Annotated in this window: 18 protein-coding genes and 2 pseudogenes; 14 read left to right on the forward strand and 6 right to left on the reverse strand. The window is 70.0% G+C overall.

Features of this window, described 5'->3' with window-relative positions; translation table 11 throughout:
- Window positions 1-2: 2 nt before the first annotated feature.
- Window positions 3-1,553 (reverse strand): ABC transporter substrate-binding protein, encoded by a 1,551-nt coding sequence (locus FH610_RS02720; RefSeq protein ID WP_205825485.1) that lies wholly within the window; start codon window positions 1,551-1,553, stop codon window positions 3-5.
- 269 nt (window positions 1,554-1,822) lie between these two features.
- Here FH610_RS02720 and FH610_RS02725 point away from each other — a divergent pair, with 269 nt between their 5' ends.
- The 3 genes from FH610_RS02725 (at window position 1,823) to FH610_RS02735 (ending at window position 4,064) form a co-directional block, all read left to right on the forward strand.
- Window positions 1,823-2,566 (forward strand): GntR family transcriptional regulator, encoded by a 744-nt coding sequence (locus FH610_RS02725; RefSeq protein WP_139572574.1) that lies wholly within the window; start codon window positions 1,823-1,825, stop codon window positions 2,564-2,566.
- A gap of 87 nt (window positions 2,567-2,653) precedes the next feature.
- Window positions 2,654-3,223, forward strand: coding sequence for a DJ-1/PfpI family protein (locus FH610_RS02730; RefSeq protein ID WP_139572575.1), 570 nt, complete (start codon window positions 2,654-2,656; stop codon window positions 3,221-3,223).
- Window positions 3,224-3,242: 19 nt separating this feature from the next.
- The gene (locus FH610_RS02735) at window positions 3,243-4,064 is read left to right on the forward strand and encodes an alpha/beta fold hydrolase (protein ID WP_139572576.1); all 822 of its coding nucleotides are present in this window, start codon (window positions 3,243-3,245) and stop codon (window positions 4,062-4,064) included.
- Window positions 4,065-4,348: 284 nt separating this feature from the next.
- Here the strand turns inward: FH610_RS02735 and FH610_RS02740 are convergent, their stop codons facing one another.
- Together FH610_RS02740 and FH610_RS02745 are read right to left on the reverse strand one after the other, a co-directional pair.
- Window positions 4,349-5,545 carry a coiled-coil domain-containing protein gene (locus FH610_RS02740; RefSeq protein ID WP_139572577.1) on the reverse strand — a complete coding sequence of 399 codons (1,197 nt, stop codon included), beginning with the start codon at window positions 5,543-5,545 and terminating at the stop codon, window positions 4,349-4,351.
- A gap of 249 nt (window positions 5,546-5,794) precedes the next feature.
- Window positions 5,795-6,379, reverse strand: a complete 585-nt coding sequence (locus FH610_RS02745; protein WP_139572578.1) for a TetR/AcrR family transcriptional regulator — start codon at window positions 6,377-6,379, stop codon at window positions 5,795-5,797.
- Between the two features lie 153 nt (window positions 6,380-6,532).
- Here FH610_RS02745 and FH610_RS02750 point away from each other — a divergent pair, with 153 nt between their 5' ends.
- Both FH610_RS02750 and FH610_RS02755 read left to right on the forward strand, forming a co-directional pair.
- Window positions 6,533-7,300 carry an ABC transporter ATP-binding protein gene (locus FH610_RS02750; RefSeq protein WP_139572579.1) on the forward strand — a complete coding sequence of 256 codons (768 nt, stop codon included), beginning with the start codon at window positions 6,533-6,535 and terminating at the stop codon, window positions 7,298-7,300.
- Window positions 7,297-9,732, forward strand: a complete 2,436-nt coding sequence (locus FH610_RS02755) for an ABC transporter permease (RefSeq protein WP_139572580.1) — start codon at window positions 7,297-7,299, stop codon at window positions 9,730-9,732. The genes FH610_RS02750 and FH610_RS02755 overlap by 4 nt, the downstream gene beginning before the upstream one ends.
- Window positions 9,733-10,288: 556 nt before the next feature.
- Here FH610_RS02755 and FH610_RS02760 read toward each other — a convergent pair.
- Entirely contained in the window at window positions 10,289-10,693 is a 405-nt protein-coding gene (locus FH610_RS02760; RefSeq protein WP_139572581.1) for a type II toxin-antitoxin system PemK/MazF family toxin, read from the reverse strand.
- Between the two features lie 188 nt (window positions 10,694-10,881).
- On the opposite strand from FH610_RS02760, the pseudogene FH610_RS02765 reads away from it, so the two are divergent.
- The 6 genes and pseudogenes from FH610_RS02765 to FH610_RS02790 form a co-directional block, all read left to right on the forward strand.
- Window positions 10,882-11,647, forward strand: a pseudogene (locus FH610_RS02765) (IS701 family transposase); the annotation flags it as partial.
- A gap of 2 nt (window positions 11,648-11,649) precedes the next feature.
- Window positions 11,650-11,865, forward strand: a complete 216-nt coding sequence (locus tag FH610_RS02770; RefSeq protein WP_139572582.1) for a helix-turn-helix domain-containing protein — start codon at window positions 11,650-11,652, stop codon at window positions 11,863-11,865.
- A 76-nt stretch (window positions 11,866-11,941) separates the two neighbouring features.
- Window positions 11,942-13,111: an NAD(P)/FAD-dependent oxidoreductase gene (locus tag FH610_RS02775; RefSeq protein ID WP_139572583.1), complete on the forward strand. Its 1,170-nt coding sequence runs from the start codon at window positions 11,942-11,944 to the stop codon at window positions 13,109-13,111.
- Window positions 13,108-14,001 (forward strand): RNA polymerase sigma-70 factor, encoded by an 894-nt coding sequence (locus FH610_RS02780; protein WP_139572584.1) that lies wholly within the window; start codon window positions 13,108-13,110, stop codon window positions 13,999-14,001. Before FH610_RS02775 ends, FH610_RS02780 begins: the two co-directional genes overlap by 4 nt.
- A gap of 12 nt (window positions 14,002-14,013) precedes the next feature.
- Window positions 14,014-15,594, forward strand: a complete 1,581-nt coding sequence (locus tag FH610_RS02785; protein WP_240808710.1) for an FAD-dependent monooxygenase — start codon at window positions 14,014-14,016, stop codon at window positions 15,592-15,594.
- Window positions 15,595-16,434: 840 nt separating this feature from the next.
- Window positions 16,435-16,851 (forward strand): annotated as a pseudogene (locus FH610_RS02790) (IS701 family transposase); the annotation flags it as partial.
- 56 nt (window positions 16,852-16,907) lie between these two features.
- On the opposite strand, the gene FH610_RS02795 reads toward FH610_RS02790, so the two are convergent.
- Window positions 16,908-18,134, reverse strand: a complete 1,227-nt coding sequence (locus tag FH610_RS02795; RefSeq protein ID WP_139572586.1) for a sensor histidine kinase — start codon at window positions 18,132-18,134, stop codon at window positions 16,908-16,910.
- Window positions 18,131-18,781, reverse strand: a complete 651-nt coding sequence (locus FH610_RS02800; protein ID WP_139572587.1) for a response regulator transcription factor — start codon at window positions 18,779-18,781, stop codon at window positions 18,131-18,133. Before FH610_RS02800 ends, FH610_RS02795 begins: the two co-directional genes overlap by 4 nt.
- 121 nt (window positions 18,782-18,902) lie before the next feature.
- Here FH610_RS02800 and FH610_RS43510 point away from each other — a divergent pair, with 121 nt between their 5' ends.
- Genes FH610_RS43510 through FH610_RS02810 form a run of 3 tightly spaced genes read left to right on the forward strand, consistent with a single transcriptional unit; the run spans window position 18,903 to window position 21,234 of the window.
- Complete coding sequence (locus FH610_RS43510; protein ID WP_205825486.1) at window positions 18,903-19,433, forward strand: hypothetical protein; 531 nt, start codon at window positions 18,903-18,905, stop codon at window positions 19,431-19,433.
- Window positions 19,430-20,542: a peptidoglycan-binding protein gene (locus tag FH610_RS02805; RefSeq protein ID WP_205825487.1), complete on the forward strand. Its 1,113-nt coding sequence runs from the start codon at window positions 19,430-19,432 to the stop codon at window positions 20,540-20,542. Before FH610_RS43510 ends, FH610_RS02805 begins: the two co-directional genes overlap by 4 nt.
- Window positions 20,539-21,234 carry an ABC transporter ATP-binding protein gene (locus FH610_RS02810; protein WP_139572588.1) on the forward strand — a complete coding sequence of 232 codons (696 nt, stop codon included), beginning with the start codon at window positions 20,539-20,541 and terminating at the stop codon, window positions 21,232-21,234. Before FH610_RS02805 ends, FH610_RS02810 begins: the two co-directional genes overlap by 4 nt.
- Window positions 21,235-21,256 lie beyond the last annotated feature (22 nt).

The raw sequence follows: 21,256 nt of genomic DNA on the forward strand, positions 1-21,256 counted from the left end.
ACTCACAGTCCGCCGCCGCCCTTGCGGTTGCCGGAGTCGAGCACGCCCTGCTGCTGCTTGGCGATGTCGTCGAGCGCGTCCTTCGGCTTCTTCGCGCCGTTGAGAGCCGCGTTCACGTTGGTGTTCTCGATGTCGACGAGGCGCGCGTACTCGGGCACGTTCCACATGTCCCGCATCCGCGGAACCGAGTCGGCGTACACCTTGTTGAACGGCCCGGCATTGAGGAACTCGGGCGATGCCAGGGCGTCCGTACGCGATGGCACGCCACCAGCCGCGGCCCACTTCTTCTGGATGTCAGCCTGCTCGAACCACTTCATGAAGTTCAGGGCCTCCGCCTGGTTCGCCTGGGGCGAGTAGGCCGACACGTGCATCCCCATGCCGCCGAGAGGCACCAGGTTCGTCTTCTGGCTCGGCAGGGGGGCAAAACCGAGCTTGTCGAGAATCTGCTCCCGGGTGGTGCCGAGCGTCGACTGCTTCGGGTCGAGCAGGCCGCCGCTCGCGGCGATCCAGTTGAACGCGATGCATGCCTTGCCCTGGGCGACCGCCGCGTTCACCTCGTCGATGAACCAGTTGCCGGAGCCCTTGGCGGTCAGCGGCTTCATCTTGTTGACCAGGACGTCCATCGCCTCCTGGCCCGCAGCGTCGTTGAGGACGCCGTCGATCTTGCGCGTCTTGGCGTCCCAGAGGTTGCCGCCGTAGACGCCGTTGACCGTGTTGTAGGTCACGGCCGCGGCGTCGGAGCCGTTGGCCTGGTGGAAAGCCAGCCCGCTGACGCCAGGGTGGTCCGCCTGGCACTTCTCGGCGACTGAGATCATCTCGTCCCACGTCTGCGGTGGCTTGTCGCCGATAAGATCCTTGCGGTAGATCATCGTCCAGGTGTCGCCGAGCAGCGGCAGGCCGTACATGCTGGCGTTTTCGTCGCGCTTGCCGGTCTCCGCCTGGGGGTACTGGCCGTAGGCCGCCAGGAGGTACGGGTTGTAGGCATTGACATCGATGTTCTTCTTGACGAAGTCGGTGATGTCGAGGATGTTGCCGTTCGTCACGGCCTCGCCGATGTGCTGCGAGTCCAGGATCGGGATGTCGAAGTCGGTCTTGTGCGCTGCGAACTGGGTGAACATCGCGTCGTGCCAGTTCGCGTTCGGCACGGTGTTGACCTTGACGGTCACGTTCGGCCGCTCCTTGGCGTACTCCGCGTTCGCGAAGGCTTCCAGCGCGTGGGCGGGGGGCCAGTCGAACCAGATGAACTTGAGGGTCAGCGGGTCCTTGGTGAGCTCCGGGATGGTCGCCGGCGCCTTGGGGGCGCTCTCCTGCGTGCCGCCGCCGCTGCCGCCGCAAGCCGCCACGGTCGCGGCCACCAAAATGGCCGCCGCCAGCCGCCCCTTTCGACCGGAAACCGACAGTCGTCCTATTCGCTGTGGATACCGCATCCTCTTGCCTGCTTTCTGGGTGGGGACCTCTGGAGCCCTGCTGCGTGCTTCGCCGAGCAGTTGCTGGGGGGGTTGTTCAGGCGTGTTGCCGGCTGTCGCAGGGGCTGACCCGCAGACCGGCGTCACGAGTACGCCGCGACGTGATGGGGCTTCAAACAGTCGAGAAGTCCTTCGGTCCTTATCGGCCTGGTGGCGAATTGAGTAGGACGTCGAGCAAGCTCATAGGAGCTCCAACTGATCGAAGCGGAGCGATGGCGGGTGATTCCGCGTTGGGTGAAGGATGGCTGGCATCCGCCACCTTTCCTATACGATCCGAGTGGGGGCGTCAATATCCCGCAGCGTTGCGACCGATGGCAACAGGCTCCCGAAAACGTAAGAAAGGACCTCACGTCAAGATGGACGACGAAGCGATGAGCGCGCGGCGCCGTGGGGCGATGACGGGCGGAACGCCGCCGCGAAGATCTCGCGGCCGGCTTGCCGACGAGGTGTACGACACGCTGCTCGGACAGCTGATGTCGCTACGGATCGAGCCTGGCTCCCGCGTCACGATCGACGTCCTGGCGCGAGAGCTGGGGGTCTCGCAGACGCCCATCCGAGACGCTCTCAACCGCATGGAGGCCGAGGGCCTGGTCGTGCGTGTGCCCCATGCCGGCTATCGCATTCCCCCTCAGATCACCCGTCACCGATTCGAGGACATGCTTGAGCTCCGCCTGCTCCTCGAGCCGGCAGCGGCGCGCAGATCCGCCGAACGCGCATCCTCGAAGCAGGTGGCCGGTCTGCGACGAATGCTGGAGGAGATGGCGGAGCTGGAGGGGGGCAACGGGCTCATGGCCTATGGCGCCTTCGGGCTACGCGACGCCGCTTTTCACGATCTCGTCGCCCTGAGCGCGGAGAACCAGGTCATCCGCGAAGCGCTCGCTCGCCTGCACACGCACGTGCACCTGTTCCGGCTTCTCCACGACACCCAGGTCACTCACCTGGCCATGGCCGAGCACGAAGAAGTCGTGGCCGCGATCGCCGCGCGTGACCCCGACGCCGCCGCTTACGCCATGCGCCGGCACATCCTGCTGTCCGGCGAGCGGTTCCGCCGATTGTTCGACGATGTCAAGGAAGCGGACGGAATGGCGGTAAAGGCTTGACGGGCGGGCCGGGCCGAGGAATGCTGACGCAATCGGATCGGATTGGATCGGATCCACCTCACCCGCCCCAGATGCGAGGAGAAGCAGGTGCCTAGAGCACTGCTCCTTACCGGCGATGCCGCCGAGGAGCTCGACACCATGTATCCCTACTATCGCGTGCAGGAGGGCGGCTGGGACGTCGACGTCTCGTCACGGACGATGCGTGACGTTCAGCTGGTCATCCACGAATTCGACCCCAACTCCGACGCCTACGTGGAGAAGAACGGCCGAAAGCTGCCGGTCGACGTGCCCTGGGCCGAGGTCGACGTCGAGCGCTATGACGCCCTCATCATCCCTGGGGGACGTGCCCCCGAGTGGATCCGGGTCGACGCCGACGTCAGGCGCATCACCGAGCACTTCTTCGCGCGCAACCTCCCGATCGCGCTGGTGTGCCACGGCGCGCAGGTGCCGGCGGTCTACGGGCTGCTGAAGGGCCGGAAGACGGCGTGCTTCCCCCCCATCACCGGTGACATGGAGAACGCGGGCGCGACGGTCATCGACGCTCCCGACGTCGTGGACGGAAACCTCGTCTCCTGCCGCGGCTGGCCCGACATGCCGCAGTTCGGCCGGGTGATGATGGAGGTCTTCTCGAAGTCCGTCAACTCCGCATCGGCATGAGCACACCTGGCCTGTCCCGGTGACGGCACTTCGGACCGTCACAGTCGACGGCTCTCCCGTCCATGTCATGGAGAGCGGCACGGGGCCCGCGGTGCTGATGCTGCACGGCTCCGGACCCGGTACGACCGGATCCGGAGCCTGGGCGACGACCGCACAGGCGCTGGGCACGTCCTGGCACCTGGTCGCTCCTGACCAGGCGGGGTTCGGCCGTACGCCGATCCCGGCGGGCTCCAGAGGTGGGCTCCGGCTGTGGACGGAGCAGGCCGCGGGCCTGATGGATGCTCTCGGTGTCGAGCACTACGCCGTGGTGGGCCACTCCATGGGCGGTGCCGTGGCGCTGGCGTTGGCGGCCGCGCGTCCCCAGCAGGTCACCCGTGTCGTGGCGGTCTCGACGATGGGCGCCCCCGGGGCGCCGCTGTCCGCCGAGCTCGACGCGGTCTGGGCCGCCCCCGCCGGCCCGGTCGGGGCACGAGACATGTTGAGTCGCCTCGTCCTCGACCAAGCGCTCGTGACCGAGTCGGCCGTCGCCGCCCGTGCAGCCGCGATGGAAGCGGGGGCGGCCGCGTACGCGTCGTTGTTCCCTCCACCTAGGGCACGTTGGGCCGACGATCTCACCCTCTCGGCGCAAACGCTGGCAGGGATCCGCGCGCCCGTGCTGCTCGTCCACGGCGCCGAGGACCGAGTCACCCCGCTCGGGACGGCAGCCCTGCCCCTGCTCGAACACCTGGCCGATGTCCGTCTGCACGTGCTCGGCCGATGCGGGCACGTGCCGGCGCTCGAGCACCCGCACGACTTCAGGCGACTCCTGTCGTGCTTCCTCGGCCGGGAACGCGGTCAGTAATTGCCGCGACAGGTCCGCAGCCCGTGCTGAAGCAGGTCAGCACGAAGCAGGCGTGATCCGCGCAGAAGCCGGCGCCCTCCTCGAGACCCGAGCCATGACGAGGCAGTGGCCGAGGTCATCGCTCGACATGGTCGCATCGACATCCTCGTGCCGCACCGGACCGCTCGCCGCGTCCGGCGAGAGATCGAATGAGACCGAGGGTCGCGCGCGGCGCCGGCGGGCAGCTCGCTGTCCTTGAACTGGGCCACGCCCGGCCTGGCTGTTCCTGGGTTCCTCGACCCCGGTCACGGCCCGGGCGGGGGCTCGGGACCCTCCTGGCGCAGCCGCAGCTCGGCGGCGACCGCGCGTTCGCGCAGCTGGGCCGCCTCGGCCCGGGCCACGTCGAGCTGCGCGCGCAGGTCGGCCAGCCGGGCTCGTTCCAACGACAGCTCCGCCTGGATCCGCTCCCGCTCCGCCGTGGCGGCCCGGGCGTCCTGCTCCGCCCTGGCGGCCTCCGCGTCAGCCGCGCCGGCGCGGGCCTCGGCCTGCGCCGCCTCCGCGCGCAGCCGGGCGGCCTCCGCGACGGCCCGCTCGCGGGCCGCCTCCGCCGCCTCGGCCCTGGCCAGCACCCGGTCACGCTCGTCATGGGCCTGCGCCACGGCCCGGTCGCGTTCGGCCTCCGCCCGCGCGACCGCGCGGTCGCGTTCGGCCTCGGCCGCCTGGGCGCGGGCCAGCGCGGCGGCGCTGGACTGCTCGGCCTCGCGATGCGCGCGGCGGGCCAGCTCCGCCTCCGCCCGCGCCGCCCGGGCGTCGGCCCGCGCCTCGTCGCGTTCCTGAACGGCCTGCTCCGCCTGCTCCCGGGTGAGGCGGACCTCGGCCGCGGCCTGGTCCACCCGGTCGGCCAGTTCGCGTACGGCCTGCTCGCGGGCGGCCTCGGCGATCTCGGCCCGGCGGGCGGCCTGGTCGGCCTCCTGCCTGGCCCGGCGTTCCGTGCTCGCCGCCTCCCGCAGCGCGGCCAGGGCCTGCTCGCGGGCGGTTTCCGCGTCGGCGAAGGCGGTGTCCCGCTCGGTGTAGGCCTCCTCCATCCGGCGACGGGCCTCCTCCGCCTCGCGCCGGGCCTCCTCGGCGGCCTCGCGGGCCAGCCGCACCTGCTCCAGCGCCTGCTCGCGCTCGGCGCGGGCGATGGCGACGCTCGTGTGCGCCTCGGCCTGGATCGCGCTCAGCTTCGCCTCGACTCCCGCCGGGCTCAGCTCCTGGGCGAGCACCTGCGCCAGCGGCTCGATCGCCGCCGCCAGGCCTTTCTCCATGCGCTCGTACAGGTCTTCCACGCGCGCCAGCGCGCCCTCCAGGCCCGGTGTGGCGCGGCGGAGCTCCCGCTCCCTCTTGGCCGCCGCCTGGCAGTCGCCGTCCGGGCAGTACTCCCGCGGCCTGCCCCGCCGCACCGGCTGCTCGATGGGCGCGCCGCAGTGCTTGCACGCGGTGATGGTCACGGAGGTCGTCACGGCGGCCCAGCGTAGCGAATTTCTGAATTTCTGGAAATAGAAAACAGAAAAGGACATCTGTTGCGCGCCGACATCGCTCGGATCACTTGGGAGATGGGTAATTCTCGCAAGTTATCGAACGGACGGGTCTCCCCCGTCTCCGGCCGGTTCCCTGATGCGAATTGCCACCACGTTGTCCTGGGCTTTCGCCATGAGGGCGTCGGCCCGGCGCCGTGTGGTTCGCGCTTCCCGATCGCGAACGCGGAGGTCCTACCCGATGACGGCCCGGAGGCCAGGGGTGACGAGGGCGCGGAAGATCTGGTCGATCTGCTCGGGCGTGTGGTGAGTCTTCTCGTCGTTGAGCCACCACGTGAGGAGCGCCAGAAAGGTTCCGGCCACGTAGTGCAGGACGGCCTCGACGGGGACGGGCCCGGCCGTTCCGGAGGGAAGCTCGGCGCGGATGGCCTCGACGAGAACCCGTTCGACGTGGCCCAGCAGCGGCGTCGCCTTGGCCCGGTCGGTCATGGCGCGCGCCAGAGGCCGCTGCTCCCCCGCGTGGCGCAGGAACGGCAGACTGAATCCAAGCAGCCGGTCGGGCACGCCGCGCCCCGCGTCGGGCGCCGGACCGGGCCCGATCATGGCGCGCAGGCCGTCCAGACAGTCGTCGAGCAGATCGGCCTTGTCCGCGTAGTGGTTGTAGAACGTGGAGCGGCCGACGTCAGCGCGCTCGATGAGATCGGCCACCGTGACCGCGTCGTAACCCTTCTCCGCCATGAGGGCGAGCAGCGCCTCCTGCAGCGCCCGCCGGGTCCTGCGCACCCGCCGATCTGTCGCCGATTCCGGTGATGTGACCACCGTCACGCTCCGTTTCTGGACAGCCGGGTCGCCGGGCGTCCGGTAGCGGATGTTCGCGGGCGAACTGATTCTTGCCCCGGCTCACTCGTGAACTGTAGCTCTCTTTCTGGACAGATATCCATCAATGGACAGCGAGTTCAGCAAGGAGAGGCCGTGATCTCAATACGTGGGGTGGTCAAGAGTTACCCCTTGCCGTCGGGGCGGTGCACCGCGGTGGCCGGAATCGACCTGGACATCGGCACAGGAGAGTTCGTCACCGTGGTCGGCCGTTCAGGCAGCGGCAAGACGACCCTGCTGAACCTGCTGGCCGGTATCGACACCCTCAGCGCCGGTGAGATCACCGTGGCCGGGACGCCCGTGCACGGGCTGGGCGGATCGGCGCTCGCGAGCTGGCGCGGGCGGACGATCGGGCTGGTCTTCCAGTTCTTCCAGCTGCTGCCGACGCTGACGGTGGCGGAGAACGTGATGCTGCCGATGGACCTGTGCGGCACCCGCCCGTCCCGAGGCCGCCGGACCCGGGCGCTGGAACTCCTGGATCGCATGGGCATCGCGGACCAGGGCGGCAAACTGCCGTCCGCGCTGTCCGGTGGGCAGCAGCAGCGGGCCGCGATCGCGCGTGCACTGGCCAACGAGCCGCCCGTGGTGCTCGCGGACGAGCCCACGGGGAATCTGGACTCGGCCACCGGCGACGCCGTGCTGGAGCTGTTCCGAGGCCTGACCCGGGACGGCACGACGGTGGTCATGGTGACACACGAACGGGACGTGTCCCGGTTCGCCACCCGGCAGGTCACGCTCGCCGACGGCCGTATCGTCGACGACCGGCCGACATGCGCGCCCGCCGCATCCGGCATCTCCAGCGGGGTCACGGTGTTCGGCGGGACCACCGCGCCCGAGCCGGCCGAGCAGGGCCGGGTCTCATGAGGTGGCCGCTGAGCCGTCTGCTGCTACGCAAGATCCTCCGGGACATGTGGCTGGCGAGAACCCGGATGGTCATGATGACCCTGGCGATCGCGCTGAGCGTCACCGCCGTGGGGGCCTTCTTGTCCGCCCGGGCGATTCTCGGACGGGAGATCTCGCGCAACTACCTTGAGACCCGCCCCGCCTCGGCGACCGTGCGGGTGCCCGGCGGAGTCGACGCGGCCACGCTGGCGGCGGTGAAAGCCCAGCCCGGCGTGCTGGACGCCACGACACGCGCCTCCTTCCCGGCCCGGCTGAAGATCGGGAACGGCCCCTGGCGGATGTCGCTGCTGTTCGTCAGCCACGCCGCCGATCCGCAGCGGATCAGCCGCGTGACGATGCAGCGGGGCGCCTGGCCTCCACCACCAGGCGGCCTGGTGCTGGAGCGGACCGCGCTGGCGTTCCTGGACGCCGAGGTGGGTCAGGCGATAACCGTCCAGGTGCCCGGCACCGTCCCGGCGTCCGTCACGGTGACCGGCAGCGCCCACGACGGCGGGGTGGCCCCGGCCGATCAGGAGCAGACCGCGTACGCCTACACGACCGACGCCACGCTGGCCCGGCTCGGCGTCCGCTCCGCCCCCGACGAGCTGAAGGTCGTCATCGGCGACCGGACAGGGCCCAGCGGGAGCAGGGACGTCATCGAGACGGACGTCCAGCGCGTCGCCGCGCTCCTGCGGGCCCGGGGCTTCCCGGTGAGCCGCATCGAGGTCCCCCGCCCCCTGGAGCACCCGCACCAGGGTCAGATGGAGATGGTCGGCTTCACGCTGCTCGCCTTCGGCGCGGCGGCCCTGCTCTTGAGTTCGGTTCTGGTCGCGGCGCTGCTCGGCGGCCTGGTGACCGGCCAGATCCGCCAGATCGGTGCCATGAAGGCGGTCGGCGCCCGGACCGGGCAGATCCTCGCTCTGTACCTGACGCTCACCGCGATACTGTCCGTCCTCGCGACCGCGCTCGCCCTTCCCACCGGCGCCGCGCTGGGGCGGGCGCTCGCGGCACAGGGCGCGCGGCTGCTGAACCTGGATCTGTTCTCGCTCGCCATCCCGCCCTGGGCGTACGCGCTACAGATCACCGCGGGGATCTTCGTGCCCGTGCTGGTCGCGCTCATGCCGCTGGTCCGCGGGAGCCGGATCACCGTACGGGCGGCGATAGACGATCATGGACTCGACGCCGATGCCCCGGCACGCTCCTGGAACGGCCGTTTGACGACACGACTGGGCGGCCCGAGCCGGCTGCACACCCTGGCCACGCGCAACGTGCTGCGCCGCCGGGGGCGCCTGGTGCTCAACGTCGGTCTGCTGGCCGTGGCCGGTGCGATGTTCCTCACCGGCCTCAACACGGCGACGGGCTGGAACGCGCTGGTCCAGGAGGGGACGGCCCACCGCGCGGACGACCTGGAGATCCGGCTCGCCCGGCCGGCCCCCGCCGCCAGGCTCGTCGAGCTCGCCCGCGGCGTCCCCGGGGTCGTCGCCGCCGAGGCGTGGGCCCGGGCCGGCACCACCGTTCACGTACCGGGGCGGGTCGACGTCGCCCGTGTCTACCCCGACGACGCCCACGGCAGCTTCACGATGCTCGCGCCGCCGGCCGCCACACCGCTGCTGCGTCTGCCCGTGGAGCAGGGCCGCTGGCTCCGCCCCGCCGATGTCGGCACGGTGGTCTTGAACAATCTCGCCTCCGCGCAACTCCCCGGGATCCGGATCGGCGACCGCGTGTCCCTCACCGTCGACGGGCGCCCCACCACCTGGCGGGTCGCCGGGATCGTCTCCGACTTCGGCTCCCAGGCCACGGCGTACACCACCGACCGCCAGTACGCGTCCGTCACGGGCGAGACCGGCCAGGCCGGCCTGCTCCGAGTCGTCACCGCACGTCACGACACCGGTGCCCGGCAGGCCGTGCTCGACCGGATCGAAGCCGCGCTGGAGGGTGACGGCGTCGCCGTCGAGCGGTCCTTCCGGGCCGACGAACTGCGTGCGGCCCTGGACGGGCACGTCCTGGTCCTCGCCGACGCCCTGATCGGCCTGGGCGTCGTCATGGGCCTGGTCGGCTTGCTGGGCCTGGCCGCCGGCCTGGTCACGGCGGTCACCGAACGCACCCGCGAATTCGGCGTGCTGCACGCAATCGGCGCAACCTCGACGGTGGTCCGCGGCATCGTCGTCGCCGAAGGCGGTTTCACCGCCGCCATCAGCCTCCCCGTGGCGGCCCTCGCGGCGCTGCCGCTGACCCGCCTGCTCGGCGACTTCGTCGGCGCCAACGCGTTCCGGCAGCCTCTGCCGTTCCGGTTCAACGCCCCCGCCCTGCTTGTGTGGAGCCTGCTCGCGCTCGCCGGGGCCGCCCTGGCGGCGACCGCCGCGGCCCGCCGCGCCTCACGTCTCACCGTCCGAAACGCCCTCGTCACCCTTTGAGAGAAGAGAGAGAAGTGAAACTGCGTACGAAAATCATCCTGATTGTGATCGGCGTGGCCGTGCTCATGGCGGCGATCCACTTCACTGTCAACGGCATCGGCTCGTTGCGGTCGCTCAACCCGCACGGCTGACGCCCCCTTGGAGCGCTCCCGCTTCGATGAAGGCGATCCACGCAGGCCAGGGCACTCTTATCGCCGGTGGCGACGGGAGTGGTACTTGGTCCTGCTGGAGCCGGCCAGCGGCGAGCGCTCCAGCGCGGCGGCATACCGGTCGAGGATCGCCGCGTCGTACGAGGAAGGGCGTGCCGAAGGCGACGAGGTCCGCGCCGACGGTGCGCACCGCATCCTGGGAACCGGCGTGTACATCGCCGACAACGGCTACGACCTCGCGCGCGAAGCCCGGCGGAAACCATGTGATCCCATTCCGCACCCGCCTGACCGCGGTAGATGCGGACCTAGTACTCCAGCCATAGATCGTGATCTTGTTGCTGGAGTGCGGTGGAGAGGGGGCAGCGGTCAGTCGTCGACGAGATCGAGCTGGGCAGCACAGGCGTCCGCTACTCGAGTCCTTCGAGACGGCGGGCATCTTTGATCTCGCTGATCCTGGCAGCCGTCATCGGGGTCCACTCCCTCCTCTCTCCAGCGGCACGGAGGGCTTCTCCAACCTCGCTGAGCTTCACGGAGGACAACACGCCCGCCCGCTCGATCAGGTCGTCCCGGGCCACCGTGGTCAGCCATGTGCACGGAGTAAAGCCTGGACGCGGGAACGCGAACCGCAGCACGCCTTCGAAGGGCAGTCCTTCCGGGGCTCCTACGGCCACTTCAACGCCCAGGCCGCTGATGTCGACGCCCGCTGGCGCGACGACCTGCATCGCCTGAAACCCGGATGGCTCCTCGTCCGAGAGCAGCACGACCGGGCGTCGCTCATCGAAGTCGACCCACCAGACTTCACCGCGTTGCATGTGTCCTCCTGGCACGAGACGGCGGGCGAACGCTGCGTGCCCCGTGCGTGCCCCGTGCGTGCCCCGTGCGTGCCCCGTGCGGGACACGGAAGGGATGCGGCCCCGTCTTCGCACGTCGTGACCGAGGGGCGGTGAAGACGGGCGCGGCCACCGTTGATCATCGGTGTGTGAAGACTGAAGATCATGCGGTGGTCGCGAGTCACAGCGTAGACCCTGCCCGCTGGCAGGAGGCGTTCGAGGTCCTGATGTCCCGGATAGCGGGCCGGTTCGCGCGGGTTGAGGCTGCTGTCGGACCTGCCGCGCAAGAACTGCTGGAGCCTCGCCGAGTGGGCCGGGCAGGCCGGTCCACATGGAATGCAGCACCTGCTCGGCCGGGCTAAGTGGGATGCCGACACCGTGCGCGATGACGTGCGCGAGTACGTGCTGGAACATCTGCACGACGACGATGCGGTGCTGGTCGTCGATGAGACCGGGGACGTGAAGAAGGGCACGCACACCGTGGGTGTCCAGCGCCAGTAGACCGGCACGGCCGGGAGGATCGAAAACGCTCAGGTCGCTGTCTACCTCGTCTGTGCAGGCCGCCGCGGACACGCGGCGATTGACCGCGAGCTGTACGTCCCGCGCTCGTGGACGTGCGACCCGGACCGCTGCCGGGCGGCGGGACTGGGCGAGGACACCGTCTTCGCGACCGAGCCGGAGCTGGCCGCCCGCATGATCGGCCGGTTCCTTGACGCCGGGCACCGTGTGGGCTGGGTCGCGGGCGATGAGGTCTACGGCGGCAACCCCAAGCTGCGGGCCGCGCTGGAAGAGCGCCAGGTCGGCTACGTGCTCGCCGTTGCTTGCTCGGCCGAAGTCACCACGGGCGCGGGGAAGTTCCGCGCGGATGCCCTGGCCGTGAAGGTGCCGAAGTCGGCCTGGCTGAAGCTGTCGGCAGGGGCCGGCGGCAAGGGGCACGAATGATCGTCCAAGGCACCAATGAAGGCCTCGCCGCCGCACGCGCCCGAGGCCGCACCGGCGGCCGCCCCCGTGCTCTCAACGACGAGCAACTCGACGACGCCCGCATCCTCCTGGCCGCCGGCAAGACCCAGACATCTGTTGCCAAAGGCCTCGGCGTGTCCCGCTGGACCCTCCGCCGCGCCTTTGAGAGCGGTTCAGACCCCGAAAACGTCTGACGCCACTCCGCCCTCAGAGTGAGGCACGTCACGTCGCGTCCTGTCACGTCACTGCGGTCCGCGGTGTCTTGAGGGCATGACTGAACACAATGCATTCCACAAGGTCGTGGTCATCGGTGGCGGTTACGCGGGCACGGTCGCGGCCAACCACCTGCGTATGCGCGACGACATCGATATCACCCTGGTCAATTCCCGCCCGACGTTCGTGGAGCGGATCCGGCTGCACCAGTTCGTGGCAGGCAATTACGACGCTTCGGTCGACTACGGCACGCTGCTCGGTGACGGCATCGAGTTGGTGGTCGACAACGCCACTCGCATCGACACCGCTTCCCGGACGGTGAAGCTGGCGTCGGGCCGCGCACTGGATTACGACTACGTCATCTACGCGGTCGGCAGCACCGGCGCGGTCCCCTCCTCCGTGCCGGGCGCGGCCGAATTCGCCTACTCCATCGCCGAGTTCGAGGTCGCCCAGCGGCTGCGCGACAGGCTGGCGGAGCTGCCGGCCAATGCCGTGGTCACCGTGGTCGGCGGCGGGCTGACCGGTATCGAGACCGCCGCGGAACTGGCCGAGCAAGGGCGCAAGGTCACTCTGGTCGCCGGGAGAACCCTGGCACCCACCCTCAGCGCTCCTGGCCGCCGATCCGTCGCGACGTGGCTGTCGGAGAACGATGTCACTGTGCTGGAGGGGACCGCGGTGGCTGAGGTCCGTCAGAACGCGGTCGTCCTCACCGATGGAGCGGTACGGCAGAGCGCGCTCACCATCTGGACGGCCGGTTTCGGCGTGCCGGGTCTGGCGGCGGCCAGCGGGTTGCCCGTGGACGAGCTGGGTCGGCTGCTCACCGACGAAACGCTCGCCAGCGTCGATGACGACCGCATCGTCGCCGCGGGTGACGCCGGTTCACCGTCGGGCCGGCCGCTGCGGATGAGCTGCCAGGCCGCGATACCGCTTGGCGTGCAGGCCGCCGACACTGTGCTGAGCCGCATTGCGGGAACCGCCCCGGCGGTGCTCGACCAGGGCTTCAAGGGGGTGCTCATCAGCCTGGGCCGGCATGCCGGGATAAAGCAGCTCGTCAGCGCGGATGACACTCCCTTGGACACCTACTTCGACGGGCAGGAGGGCGCGCAGATGAAGGAGGAGCAGTGCCGTAAGACGGTGATGGGCATCGGCATGGAGGCACGCAACCCGGGCACCGTCGTGTGGTACAAGCCGGGACCGCGGCTCGAGCAGATGGCGGCGGCCCGATGACCACCGACGAGCATGCCGAGCGGTTCACCGTACTGCGGCCACTGCTGTTCACGATCGTCTACGAGATCCTCGGCTCGGCAACCGAATCCGACGACGTCCTGCAGGACAGCTATCTGCGGTGGGCCCAGGTGGATCTCGCGACGGTGCGGGACACCAAGTCGTACCTGGCGCGGCTGGTGACCCGCCAGGCGCTCAACGCCCTGCGGGCCAGCACGCGCCGCCGCGAGGAGTACATCGGCTCCTGGCTGCCCGAGCCGCTGCTGCTCAGCGAGGACGACGCGTCCGCCGATGTGGTGCTCGCCGAGTCGGTGTCGATGGCGATGCTGGTGCTGCTCGAAACGCTCACCCCCGATGAGCGTGCGGTGTTCGTGCTGCGCGAGGTGTTCGGGTTCGACTACGACGAAATCGCCGCAGCGGTGGGAAAGTCCGCGGTGACGGTGCGCCAGATGGCGCACCGCGCCCGCGGGCACGTCCAGGCGCGGCGTAAGCGATTCGACCCCGTCGACGCCGGGACGACCACGCGGATCACCGAGCAGTTCATGTCCGCGGCGACCACCGGCGACATGCAGGGGCTGCTCTCGCTGCTCGCGCCGGACGCCACCTGGACCGCCGACGGCGGCGGCAAGGTCACCGCGGTACGCCAGCCGGTGGTCGGCGCGCAGAAGGTGGCCGCGCTGGCCATGGAACTGTTCCGGGTGGGACGGGTGCCGGGCTTGCGGATCGAGATGGTCAACTGCAACAACGCGCCCGCGCTGGCCGCCTACGACGGCGATCAGCTGATGGCCGTCTGCCTGTTCGAGATCGACGATGAGAAGATCACCAACTTCTACGTCGTCCGCAACCCGGACAAACTCCTCGCCCTGACGACACCGCGTCAGATCGGCCGGTAGAGAAGGATGATCGTGATCAATTCACAGGTAGTGATCGCTGGGGCGGGGCCGACCGGACTGATGCTCGCGTGCGAGCTGAGACTCGCCGGGATCGATGTGCTCGTGCTCGAGCGGCTCCCGGAGCCTCGAACGGTGGAATCGCGGGCCGGAGCCCTGCACATCCGCACGATGGAGACGCTCGACCAGCGGGGTCTGCTCGACGGGTTCCTCGAGCGCGGACAGCCGCGGCAGCACGTGCACTTCTCCGGACTCAGTCTCGACCTGTCCGATATGGCGACGCGATATCCGTACGCCCTGTTCATCTTGCAGGCCGAGGTGCAACGGCAACTGGAGCAGCGCGCGGCGCAGCTGGGGGTACGGCTGCGCCGTGGCGCCGAGGTGACGGGGTTCACCCAGGACGAAACGGGTGTCACGGTGGAGTTCGCGGACGGGTCGCGCGTCCGGGCGGACTACCTCGTCGGCTGCGACGGGGGCCGCAGCACCGTGCGCGGGTTGGCCGGGATCGCCTTCCCCGGCACCCCGGCCACGATGACCGCGATGCTCGGCGACGTCGAGCTCGCCGAGCCGCCCGCGGCCGACATCTTCCAGGAGCGGCGCGAGCACGGCAGATTCTCGGTGCTGTCGTACGGTCCGGGCTGGTACCGGGTGCTGACCAACGAGTTCGATCACGTTGCCGGCCGGGACGAACCGGTGACCCTGGAGACACTGCGCAAGGCGATGCTCAAGATCGCCGGGACGGACTTCGGTATGCACTCACCGCGCTGGCTGTCCCGGCACGGCGACGCGGCACGCCAGGCCGACCGTTACCGCGTGGGCCGGGTTCTTCTGGCCGGTGACGCCGCGCACATCCACTTCCCGGCGGGCGGTCAGGGCCTGAACACCGGCGTGCAGGACGCGGTCAACCTCGGCTGGAAGCTCGCCGCCGTCGTCCGCGGCCAGGCCCCGGACCGGCTGCTCGACACCTACCACGCCGAACGCCACCCGGTCGCCGCCCGCGTCCTGCACAACACTCGCGCCCAGACCGCCCTTTGGCGGGTGGACGAGCACACCTCCGCGCTGCGCGAGGTGCTGGACGATCTCATCGGCATCGACGAGGTACGGTCGCGCCTGGCCGGCATGATCACGGCAACCGACCTCCAGTACCCGATGGAGGGGACCGACGACCTGCTCGGCCGCCGGATCCCGGATCTCGACCTCGACCGCGGCCGCGTCTACGAGCTCCTGCACCACGCCCATGCGGTTCTGCTGGATCTTGGCGGTCTGCCATCGCTCGACAGCGTCGTGACCGGGTGGGCGGACCGAGTCGATCTCGTCCGCGCCCGCTCCATCGAGGGCTCCGACCTGGGCGCCGTTCTCATCCGCCCCGATGGACACGTCGCCTGGATCACCCGCGCCGGCGAGCGGCCGGACTACGACGCTCTCCAGGCTGCCCTCACCACGTGGCTCGGCCCGCCGGCGTTCGCCGGGGTGCCTTCTGCCATGGTCGAGCGCGGCGGCGATGCGCGCCTCGGCGAGGGAGGAAGGATCGACAGAAGGATGGCATGTCTCCAAGGGCATCCCCAAGCTCAGCACATGCGCCTTTCGAGTGATTAGCGCCAGTAATGGCGTGGTGCTTGACCTGGCGTTGTCCCGACGGTGATCACGCAGCACGCCTAGAGAGCGATAGAAGAGAGAGGTCCTTGTGATCACCACAATGAACGGAATTCGTCGGGCCGCACGGACCCGACCTGTTGACGTGCATCGAAGGAGGCACTCGACCAGCGTGTCAGTGATCTCGCGTTCCCGCTCGTGGATGAGCGCGGCCAGCAGCAGAACCGTGAGTTCACGCGGGTGCGTGCGCATGTGCGAGGGCGCCTCCACTGCGGCGCGAGTCCTCCAGGCCGCCAACACCTTGGGCGGCACGTCGGCGAACAATCCAAGGGAGAGCTCGATCGAGCGGACCGCGGTGAGCTCGCGAATCTCGGTCATCATCGACTCCAGGCTCACGTTGCCCGGCGCCGACTTGATGAAGGCCAGCAAGGCGAAGTCGTCGTCATCGTCGGCCGACGACTGGTCGTCGTCACCCGACTCCTCCCTCACAGCGTTGCGCTCCTTGTCAAAGTCGACCAGGCCGCAGATGCGTTGAGTGGTTTCGCCGTTCAACCGGGAGGAGATCCGCAGGGACCATGTGACTTCCGCGTTGTGCAGCGCCGAGGCGACGATCCGGGAGGTCCGCCCGGCCGTGGGCGGCTCGATCCTCTCCTCCCGTAGATGCTTCAGTAGCTCTTCCCGCACCCGCTCGGGACGTCGCTCGGCGTGCGCGACGTTCTCGGCCAGCCACCCCGTCTCGTCGATGTGCATGGGGGGTGCGTATGCCCGCCCAGCATCGGCCAGGCAAGTCACGACAAGATCAACGCCGTTTGGGGCTCATGACACGGTTCTTACCGGCACCCCTACTACCGTTGCTGGTCGCCGGCTGCGGTGCCTTTGGCCACGCTGGTGCGGGTCGCCGGGTCGCCGGGTCGCCGGGTCGAGATGGCGGGTGGAGGAGACCTTCCAGTCCGGAAAGGCCTGGCCGGACTGGACGAGCACCAGGTCCGCCGTTTCACCTCGTGGTCTCGCTGGGTCACCCTGATCATGCTCGCCCACGCCTTTCTCGCCGTCGTCCCCGCTGACGAACACGCCCGCCATTCCGCCCCGGACGGGCTGATCCCGCTCACCTGCAACGAGATCCAGCGACTATTCACCACGCTCGTCGTTCGGCCCGTGCACGGTGCAGCCCACCGGCTCGGCTGGTCCGACTGGCGACGCCGCCATCAGGCCCGAGCCCAGGCCAGCCATTACCGCCGACAAGCCGCGAATCAGACCTGAAGATCACGATCTACGGCTGGAGTACTAGGCACTGGTATCGCTGAGGTAGAGCTCTGTCACATCAGTAGGCGTGGGCCGGCGAGAGTGTCCGGCGGCAGGACGACTCCGGTCGGCAGCGTGACGGTGACGGTCAATCCGCCCTCGGCGTTCGGAGCCGCCGTGACCGCGCCGTCATGCGCGCGCACGATGGAACGGACGATGGCGAGGCCCAGACCCGTCGATCTGGAGCCCGCGGCGCGGCCGGACGACAGCCGTTGGAACGGCTCGAACAACCGGTCCACTTCCGTCGGGGGGATCGCCTCACCGCTGTTGCGGACGCTGACGCGGGCGTAGCCGTCGCCGCCGCCGGTCGTCACGTCGACCCAGCCGCCCTGGCGATTGTGCCGGATCGCATTGTCCACCAGGTTGCGTACCAGGCGATCGAGCAGGACCGGGTCGCCGACGACCGGGGCGGAGCGAAGGTCGGTGGTCATCGACAGGCCGCCGGTCGTGGCTTCTTCGTCCGCCTCGCTCAGCGCACGGGCTGTTGCGACGGCCAGATCGTGCGCCTCGTGCGCGATGACGCCGCTGTCACTGCGGGCCAGTGCCAGCAGGCCGTCCACCAGGCGTTCTGCGCGGCCGGTCGCGGTGAGCACGCGCCGGCCCATGGCCTCCCACTGGGCGATGTCGCTCTCCCGCTTGGCCAGCAGCACCTCGGCGCCGGTACGGACGATCGCGAGGGGCGTACGCAGCTCGTGCGAGGCGTCGGCGACGAACCTTCGCTGGCTGTTGAAGGAGGTCTCCAGCCGGGCCACCATCTCGTCGAAGGTGTCGGCCAGCTCCTTGAGCTCGTCCCGTGGCCGGGTGAGCGCGACACGCTCGTGCAGCCGGTCCTGGGAGATCCGCCGGGCGGCGGCGGTGAGTGTTCGCAGCGGCCGCAGCATGCGGCCTGCGACGACCCAGCAGATACCGAGTCCGAGCATGCCGGTGATCGCCAGCCCGATCGCCGAGGTTCTGGCGGTGCTCAGCAGCGTGTTGGCGCGCAACTGGGGGATCACGGCCTGCTCCATCCGGATGTACTGCTGCTTCTGTATGTCCGGCGACAACGGCGGCTCTCGTCTCGGCTCAGCGCCGGCAGCCGCTTCCATCTTGGCCCGGATCTGGCCGCTCATGTCGGTGTAGAGGCTCTGGTACAGCAGCGCGTAGTTGAGTGCGAGGAGCGCCGCGCAGGTGGTCACGAGCACGACCGTGTACACAAGGGTCAGCCGCAGCCGGATGGACGGGTGCTTCCCACGTGGCCTCACAGCCGGTACCCCGCGCCGACGACGGTCTCGATCAGCGGCGGGTCGCCCAGCTTGCGGCGCATTCTGGCGATGGTGACCCGGACGGTGGCGGTGAACGGGTCCGCGTGCTCGTCCCATGCCCGTTCCAGCAGGTCCTCGGCGCTGACGACGGCGCCGTCGGCGCCCATCAGGATCTCCAGCACGGCCATTTCCTTCGTGGTCAGCGGGATGACGCGGCCGTCGCGGGTGACGACCCGCCGCGCGGTGTCGAACGTCAGCCCGGCGCGCCGCAGAACGCGAGGGGCGTTGTTGGCCCGCCGGGCCAGCGCGCGGATCCGCAACACCAGCTCGTCGAAGACGAATGGCTTGGGCAGGTAGTCGTCGGCGCCGAGGGTCAGGCCGGCGACCCGGTCCGCCGCCTCACCCGCCGCGGTGAGCATGAGAATCCGGGCATCGCCGCCGCCCGCGGCCAGCGCGGTGCACACCTGGTCGCCATGGACGAGCGGCAGGTCGCGGTCGAGCACGACCACGTCGTAGCGGTTCGCCCCGGCCTTGTGCAGGCCGTCGAGCCCGTCGGCCGCGAGGTCCACCGCCATGCCCTGGTCCCGTAGCCCGTCGGCGACCTGTTCGGCGAGCAGCACCTCGTCCTCGATGAGCAGCACCCGCACCGCGAACCTCCTTAGCCGGCAGTCTCGGTGATCGGGCATTACACCGGTGTTACACGGACGGTAACAGTGCCGATGCGGGCGTCCTGCTCCACTGGGCTGACCGAACCAGAGGAGATCGCCGATGAGAACCGGATTCCTGGTCGTCTGCCTGCCACCGCTCTTGCTGGTCACGGCGGCCGCCTGCACCAATGCGGCCGACGGCAAGGGCGTGGCCTCGGTGGACGGCTCCACCAGGCCGAGCGCTTCGCAGAGCCTCAGCCGGATGGACCAGTTCCTCAGGTACTCGCAGTGCATGCGGAAAGAAGGCGTGCCGATGACCGACCCGGAGGTCGAAGGAGACAACGTCAGAGCAGGAACGTACGACAAGGATTCCGTCGACATGCGCAAAGTGGCCGCGGCGGAAGAGGCGTGCAAGCAGTACCGCCCACCCAGGGAGACCGGCCCCGGGATGGCGCTGAAGGACGAGTTGGCGCGCCGGTTCGCGCGGTGTATGCGGGAGCAGGGAGTGGAGAAGTTCCCCGACCCGAACCCGGATGGCCCTACCCAGACCGGCCCGGAGGTCGGGCAGGACCCGCAGTACCGCGAGGCGAGGAAGACCTGCGACGCGCAGATCGATGCGGCGTCGGCGTCGTTGCGGCCGAGCCCGTCGTGAGCGCTCCCTTGGCCGACAGGGTGGCGGAGGACCGGCCCCCCGTTCGCCGGCGGCGGCGCGGGCGGGCCGTCGCGGCAGCCGGTGCGGTCGTGCTCGCGGCGGGAACGGCGGCCGCGGCCGCGATCGGGTTCGGCGGGGGCGGCACGGATACGCCTGCCGTGTCGAACCTGCCGCCGGCCACCGCTCAAGTGACCCGGCAGACGATGCTGGACACGGAAGAGGTGTCCGGCGATCTGGGCTACGGCGCCACGACCACGCTGGCCGGCCGGATCCAGGGTGTCATCACCAAGGTGCCGCTGCCCGGCGCCGTCGTCCGCCGGGGCCGAACGATCTACCGGGTGGACGACAAGCCAGTCGTGCTGATGTACGGCACCGTCGCCGCGTATCGGACGCTCGGCCCAGGCGACAAGGGCGCGGACGTACGGCAGCTCGAACGCAACCTGAAGGCGCTCGGCTACGCCGGGTTCCCGGTGGACGACACGTACACGTGGCTCACCGCTACCGCGGTGAGGCAGTGGCAGCGGCACATGGGCCTGCCGCAGACCGGCCAGGTCGAGCAGGGACGGGTGGTTTTCGCTCCGGGGAGGATCCGGATCGACACGGTCACGGCCGGGGCGAACCGGTCCACCGGCGGCGGGCAGGAGGTGCTGCGATACACCGGGACCAGCCGTCAGGTGACCGCCAGGCTCGAGGTATCCAGGCAACGGCTGGCCCGGAAGGGGGTCAAGGTGCAGGTCCGGATGCCCAACGGGAAGAAGGTCACCGGTCGGGTGGCAGGGATCCATACGGTGGTCGAGCAGCCGGCCGACCCGGGCGGCCAGGCGGAGACCCTGATCGAGGCCGTCATCCCGCTGGGCGGCTCCAGGGCGGCCGCGGGGATCGAGGCCGCCGTGGTCACCGTGATCTTCCGCGCGGCCGAGCGCAAGGACGTGCTCACCGTGCCCGTCGCGGCGCTGGTGGCGCTGGCCGAGGGCGGGTACGGCGTCGAGGTCGTCGAGGGATCCACCACCCGCTACGTCAGGGTGACGACAGGCCTGTTCGCGAACGGCCGGGTCGAGATCACCGGCGACGGGCTGAAGGAGGGTACGACTGTGGGGATGCCGCGGTGATCGAGCTGACCGACGTGACGAAGGTGTACCCCGGGGGCGTCCGTGCGCTCGACGGCGTGACCCTGGATATCGGCGCCGGCGAGTTGGTCGCGGTGGTCGGCCCGTCCGGCTCGGGCAAATCCACCATGTTGCAGATGCTGGGCACGCTGGACCGGCCCACCTCCGGCCGGGTGGTGGTCGACGGCCACGACGTGTCGCGGCTGTCGGACCGGCAGCTGTCGGCCCTGCGCGCGACCAGGATCGGCTTCGTGTTCCAGCAGTTCCACCTGGCCTCGGGTGTACCGGCCCTGGACAACGTGGCCGACGGTCTGCTCTATGCCGGGGTCGGTCTTGCCGAGCGGCGGCGGCGGGCCGAGGCGACGCTGGAGCGGGTCGGGCTCGGGCACCGGCTCGACCACGAGCCGCACGAGCTGTCCGGCGGCGAGAGGCAGCGGGTGGCGATCGCCCGGGCGGTGGTCGGCGGCCCGGCGCTGCTGCTCGCCGACGAGCCGACCGGCAACCTCGACTCCGCCTCGGGCGAGGGCGTCATGGCCCTGCTGCGGGAGTTGCACACCGCCGGCACGACGCTCGTGGTCATCACGCACGACCGGGAGGTCGCGGCCGGGCTCGACCGCCAGGTGCACATGCGCGACGGCCGGGTGGTCGCCCACGGCAGGGCGACGCAGGGGGAGGCGCAGGTGGCCCGGTGGTGACCGCGCAGGAGACCCGGCGCCG

The organism is Microbispora catharanthi (assembly GCF_006334915.2).
GTDB classification, from domain to species: domain Bacteria; phylum Actinomycetota; class Actinomycetes; order Streptosporangiales; family Streptosporangiaceae; genus Microbispora; species Microbispora catharanthi.